The following is a 6,060-nucleotide window of genomic DNA, read 5'->3' on the forward strand; positions in this document are numbered from 1 at the left end:
AGAAAGAGTAGGAATAGAACAAGTAGGCGCAAGTTCATCGTCCTTGCTCCTCAGGGAGTTATCCTCAAGCACTCCAGCCGATACCTCCCCGAAGCCACCTCCAGCACCACGTAATCTCCCTGTCTGCCGACCACCTCAATCTCCGGTACGCTTTCCAGCGGCTGACCGCTCTCGGTCACGGCAGCGGCGTCGGCAGCTGGGAGGTACACGGTGGCGGTGGTGTTGGGCGGAACGGTGATGTCCCACAGCAACTGCTCCCCTTCCCTGCACCAATGACTGGTAATCAAGCCATGCATCGAGCGGTAGGTGGCTCGCGCCCAGCGCAGCCCGGGAAGCAACTGGGGTTTGAACACGATGCGTTTGAAACCAACACCCTGCTCTGAAGGGAGAATGCCCGCCACCCCGTAGAAGAACCACGCATCGAACCCGCCCTGCATGGGATGGTTGGCAGAGCGCGGTCCTTCCTGCTGGTCGATCTCGGGCTCGCTCCAGCACTCCCAGAGTGTAGTCGCTCCCAGCGAAAACAGGTGTCCGATACTGGGATAATCCAGCTGGTGTAAAATCTTCATCGCCACATCGCCGTGCCCGTACTCGCTCAATGCCCAATAGAGGTGTCGACTACCCATGATGCCTGTGGAGTGATGTCCGCCGTGTTTTTCCATTACATCGCGGGCAAGGCTATCGGCGATTGCCTGTTCGTGTCCTTCGGGAGCCAGTCCCCACGCCAGCGCCAGTGCGTCCGCCGCCTGACTGCCAAACGTGCGATTTGGCGCATCGTAGAACCGCTCGATGAACGCCTGCCGGATATTTCGGGCGAGCGCGCCAAACCACGCGGCATCTTCATCCTTGCCGAGAACGGTTGCTATCTTTTGCATCAGCGTCGCATCGAGATAGAAGACCGCGGTGGACGTGATAGGGATGGGTGTGTTGCCGGGCACCGAGCCAGGCGCGCACCAGTCTCCCAGCCCTGTGGAAACGATGTGACCTTCGGAGATACTCAGCAGGTGCTCCACCCACCGTTTCATGGTGGCGTAGTGGCGCTCCAGCACGCGGGTATCGCCGTAATAGAGATACAGGTAGCAGGGGATTTGCACCACCGCCGTACCCCAGTCGGGTGACGCCTCGCCGATTTTGCGTTTGCCCGGTGCCACAAAAGTGGGCAGCCCCTTTTCGGTCAGCGAAGTCTCGATGTCTTCTAAATACTTCGTCCAGAACGGCGCCATCTCAAAGTTGTAGATGGTCATCTCCGCGGAGACGTGCGCGTCGCCCAGCCAACCGCACCGCTCGCGGTGGGGGCAGTCGGTGGGAACGCTGTGCAGGTTGCTGATTTCCGTCCAGAGGGCTGTCCGGTGGATGCGGTTGAGCATCTCATCCGAGCATTCGAACGTGCCAGCGGGAGGCACGGCGGTATGCACGACCACCGCTTCCAGCATATCCAGAGTGGGAGTGCCCGGATATCCGGTCATCTCGACGTAGCGGAAGCCGTGATAGGTGAAACGTGGTTCCCAAACTTCGACACCGACGCCTTTGCATGTGTAGCAGTCGGTCTGCACCACCGTGGTGGCGAACACCCCCGTGCTTTCCGGGTTCAGAGTGCCGTCGGGGTGTAACTCCTCCGCGAAGCGCAGGGTGATAGCGGTCCCCGCAGGTGCGCTAACTCTCAACCTTATCCAGCCCGCGAAGTTTTGCCCCATATCATAAATCCACACTCCCGGCTGCGGGCTGCTGAGGGCCACTGGCGGAAATGTGCGGGTGCGCTTGATGGGGGGCATCAGCTGGCTTTGCAGGCTCTGCGTGGGAGCAGGCACCACGCGTACCGATTGCCACCGCGAATCGTCCAGCCCCGGCTCGTTCCAGCCGGGTATCTCGCGCCGTGCGTCGTACTCCTCGCCCGCATATACGTTATTCTTTAGCACGGGACCGGGCGTTGTCTTCCACGACTCGTCGGTGCACACGGTTTCCGTATGCCCATCGGCGTACTCCAGCACCAGCTGCATCAGCAGCACTGGCTCCCCGTAAGACATTCCGCCCCAAACGATTGCCTGATGGAACCAGCCATTGCCCAGCATCACGCCGACGCAGTTGATGCCCTCACGTAGCGCGTCGGTCACATCATGCACCACGTAAAACGCCCGTCGTTCGTAATCGGTCTGGGCGGGGTCAAGCACCTGTTCGCCGATGCGTTTGCCGTTCAAGTACAGCTCGTAGTATCCCAGACCACAAATCAACGCACGCGCCCGTTGCAACCCCGACCACACGGCGAACTCTTTGCGGAACAGCGGTGCCGGCTCGGCAATCGGGGCGCGAATCCACTTTGCCTGCCACCCATCGGGTGCCAGTATCCCCATCTCCCACCAGGTAACCTCACTCCAGTCGGAGGGCTGGCCGTATCTGTCCCACACCTGCACCTTCCAGTAGCATCGCTGCAGCGAGCGCAACGGTTTGCCCCCATAAACCACGTGGCAGGTGCGTTCGGAGTCGACCTTGCCGGTGTCCCACAGGTCAGCCCGGTCTTGCGCCAGCAGTTCGGGTGTGCTGGCGACCAGAATACGGTAGGCGGTCTGTCGCTGCCCGCGCTCATCGCTCCACAACGTCCAGCTCAGCCGCGGGTCGGGAACGTCCACTCCCAGCGGGCGCGCCAGATACTCACAACGCAGGTCTATGGCAGTTGTCATAGTGCCATATTGTTTCGCTCGAGGGGGCTATCAGTCCTGCACCGGGAGAGCGACCCTTATCGGTGTGAAGGCTCCATCTTCACGTGCCCATCCGCATAGAGACGCAGGGTCATCTCCGGGAACCGGTGCCAGCTATCCGAGACCACCTTGGCCTCCGAAGCGGGCGTGGTTCGGATGTACACCGCCCAGTCGGGGAAGTTGGGGTCGTACGCGCCAATGTTGCGGAAGTAATCGATGCCGTAGTCCACATCGCCGAGATAAAAGTAACTGGTGCCCGGCGATACCCAGTACTGCCCGGGCGGTGCGTTGCCCTCAAAGTGGTCCAATCGGCACAAGAAAACGCCTCGATGTGATACATATCCCGGCATGAGTGAGAGCAGACGCAGTGGATACTGGTCATCGTAGTCTGTGACGTACATCTGGATTGCCATGCCAATCTGCCGCAGGTGGCTGGCACACTCGGTTTCGTAGCTGCGCTTGCGTGCGGTGCTGAACACCGGCAGCAGCAACGCCGCCAGCAGCCAGATGATGCCGATGACAATCAGCATCTCCGGCAAGGAAAAGCCTCTTCGCCTACGCATGGTGTGTTAACTCCTCCCGAAGAATCGATCCCCACACGGCGGAGAGCAGTAACGTCTCCACTGCCTCCTCCACCCTGCCAAAGACCGATTGAAACATGCCCAGTATCGCGATGCTCAGCAGCGCGCCTCCCAAGCCCCATCGGTAAACCGGCGTCAGCAACCGCAATCGCTGAAAGAACCCCGCCACCAGCATGATGGCGAAGACACCTCCCCACACGCCCCGCTCGCACAGCCACAACAAAAGTTGATTCTCGGGTGCGCCATACCACGTGCTGACCGCATAACCACGCCAGGTGGACGTGTAGCGCAGCCGCACGTTATCCGTTCCCACGCCCCATAGCCAGTTCTCACGGAACAACTTCCAGCCCATGCGCCAGATTTCCACTCGTGCCTGCGCAGTGGTATCACCCAGCGGACTGCTCTCCAGCCGCAGCAGATACATACCCCCCAGCAGTATCCACAAAGCCACTCCCAGAGCAACAGCCAATCCCTTCCATCGCGACAATGCCCAAAGGCTGGCAGGCAAAACCACACTCGCCGCCAGCCATGCCGACCGCGAGTAGGTCAACCACAGCGCGACGCTCATCAGCATCGCCATCGTCAGAACAGCGATGCCCACCTTATGATAGCGCAAACGCCACCAGAGTGCAACGCCCATCGGCAGGGCAATGAGCATCAGCGTATACACATGCACCGGCGTGCCGAACGTCCCCCCGGCGCGGGCGAGGCGGTAGGTGTGAAACAGGTTCTGTCCCTGCCAGTAGTACGTGAGCGTATACACCGCCTGTCCGAACGCCAGCACGGCGACGACGCCCATCAGCTGGTCGAGACGCAAAAGCCTTGCGCAGGCTAACCCGACAGCGATGAACAACAGCACCATCGAGCATCGCATATAGCCTGCTCCAGTGTAACCACGTTCCAGCGGGTCGAAAAGGTAGCCGCTCGCCAGCACAGGAAGTAGCAACCACAGCAGGCTTGCCCAACGCTCGCGTGCAGCCTCCCTTCCGAAACTGCCCCATGCCACCACAAAAGCTATTGCGGCTGCCAGCAGGGCACTCAGCGGTGGCAAATCTCTCCATATCCACCTGATTAACGCGCTTGCCGAGATGTTCTCCCAAAACGTGTTGGGCAGTACGAAACCGACGGTCAGCCACAGTACGAACAACACACGCAAGACCGCCCATCTGTTCACCATGCTATGCCCTTCGCTCCGCTCGACTTACCCGCCAGTACCAGTACACGCCGATGGCAACCAGCACAACCGGAGGAAGAAAGCGCCATACGCCTGCGTCAAGCGAGGGTTCTTGTCCGGGTAGCCGTTCAGGTCGATCAGGGGATACCTTAGCCAACTCCTGTATCTCCTGCAATGGGGGCAGGCGACGTTCTGGGAGAGGATAGATAACGCCAGCATCGCCCAACCTTACATCCTTGACAGGTATACCAGGGCGAAGCCACTCTGGCGGTATTTTGTTTGACGGTCGCACCTCCAGCAGAGAAAGCTTCTGTACATTGTTTCGCAGCCCTCCGGTCACCTCAATCTCCTGCGGCAACCACAGATCCTGATAGCGCTTCCAGCGTTTTACCTGAAGGAGGAGCACAGTACCGTCAGACCTTTCCAAACGCACCGACGTTAATGCATGCCCTTTGCCTGCATCCAGAGTGAATTCAGCTGGCGATGTCGTCGAATACGGATTCAGCGGCGAATCAGGAGGATCGAACTTTCCGTAAAGGGTTACGTATGAACCATTTTTGCTCTCGGAAACCAGGCGTATGTCAGAGAGCCAGCGTGTTGGGGCGAACCCTGTGATCGCAAGCGCAATCACAGGTTCATGTAATATCCACATCGCGTAAGGTATGGCTGTTAAACCCTGCTCGTGTTGGAGCACGCCAGTAGGATATAGAGCCGCCCGGTAGGGAACCACGATGTTCTCCGCACCGATTACCGGCAGTTCCCCTGTAAACATGTACCCTTCACTAAAACCCTTTACAATCCACCGAGCCCTTTGACGAAATCCGTAAGCCAGCCGGGCATACATCCGTCGGATACCCGGTTCTACAGCGCGACGTTCGCTGGGGGGATGGGAATCTAAAGCACGCTTCACGTCTTGTTCGAGGCGTTGGATAGCACTGGGGTCGGCAGGCACATCCCTCGTCCAAAGCCAGACAGTCTCTATTTCCTGCACTGAACGCTCTCTCTTAGTGAGCGCGTGTTTTAGATGATGCATGCTGGTTTGGGCGCGTGGTGCGTCCTCCAAGACGACGTATATCCCCAACAAGATGGTAATAACAGGTATGCTCTTTCCCATTGATGTCGTGCGCCACCCCTCCTACTATATGCAGTTGACCGTGTGCTCGCACTGCCGAATATCAATCAGCTCAGACCCCCATCCCCAAGGGGTTCCAGATTACCCCACAGTTCGCAGAGGTGCAGGGAGGAGACCCCACGCACTGGGATTGATAAATATATGGGACGTCCTTAGTATAGAACTCCCGGCAACATATCATCTGGCTGGTCTGTCTGCATCCACCCTCCCGCGCAACAATTTTGCTGCAGTAGCCTGAACACCGTTGACCGCTTGGGCTACAGTGGGACTCTATTCTGAGCAGACGCTCATATTGATGACAGTAACCTATCTCTACACTAGTTGTGCTTCTGGCTTCAGCAACTGGTGTGAAAATGCCAATAAGATTCCCCCCTATCCACACCGCCACCGCCACCAGAAACGGGAACACATGCTGTCGCATCAACGGATACCTCCCTTTAAAGTTAACCATTGATTCTATCGAACCAACACCCCAAAAGG

4 protein-coding genes are annotated in these 6,060 nt (G+C 58.6%); all 4 read right to left on the reverse strand.

The annotated features are described in order from the left end of the window. Positions 1-50: 50 nt before the first annotated feature. Genes K6U75_14425 through K6U75_14440 form a run of 4 tightly spaced genes read right to left on the reverse strand, consistent with a single transcriptional unit; the run spans position 51 to position 5,562 of the window. Positions 51-2,675 (reverse strand): glycoside hydrolase family 78 protein, encoded by a 2,625-nt coding sequence (locus tag K6U75_14425; GenBank protein ID MCL6476236.1) that lies wholly within the window; start codon positions 2,673-2,675, stop codon positions 51-53. Positions 2,676-2,731: 56 nt separating this feature from the next. Further along, on the reverse strand, positions 2,732-3,256 hold the full coding sequence (locus tag K6U75_14430) for a type II secretion system GspH family protein (protein ID MCL6476237.1): 525 nt from the start codon (positions 3,254-3,256) through the stop codon (positions 2,732-2,734). Then, positions 3,249-4,451, reverse strand: coding sequence for an O-antigen ligase family protein (locus K6U75_14435; GenBank protein MCL6476238.1), 1,203 nt, complete (start codon positions 4,449-4,451; stop codon positions 3,249-3,251). Before K6U75_14435 ends, K6U75_14430 begins: the two co-directional genes overlap by 8 nt. 1 nt (position 4,452) lies before the next feature. Next, positions 4,453-5,562 (reverse strand): hypothetical protein, encoded by a 1,110-nt coding sequence (locus tag K6U75_14440; protein ID MCL6476239.1) that lies wholly within the window; start codon positions 5,560-5,562, stop codon positions 4,453-4,455. Positions 5,563-6,060: the final 498 nt, after the last annotated feature.

The sequence above is a fragment of the Bacillota bacterium genome, assembly GCA_023511455.1.
Lineage (GTDB): Bacteria > Armatimonadota > HRBIN16 > HRBIN16 > HRBIN16 > HRBIN16.

Coding starts and splice junctions, on each gene's coding strand:
- K6U75_14435 (MCL6476238.1), bottom strand. CDS start 4,451: ATGGTGAACAGATGGGCGGTCTTGCGTGTGTTGTTCGTACTGTGGCTG.
- K6U75_14440 (MCL6476239.1), bottom strand. CDS start 5,562: ATGGGAAAGAGCATACCTGTTATTACCATCTTGTTGGGGATATACGTC.
- K6U75_14425 (MCL6476236.1), bottom strand. CDS start 2,675: ATGACAACTGCCATAGACCTGCGTTGTGAGTATCTGGCGCGCCCGCTG.
- K6U75_14430 (MCL6476237.1), bottom strand. CDS start 3,256: ATGCGTAGGCGAAGAGGCTTTTCCTTGCCGGAGATGCTGATTGTCATC.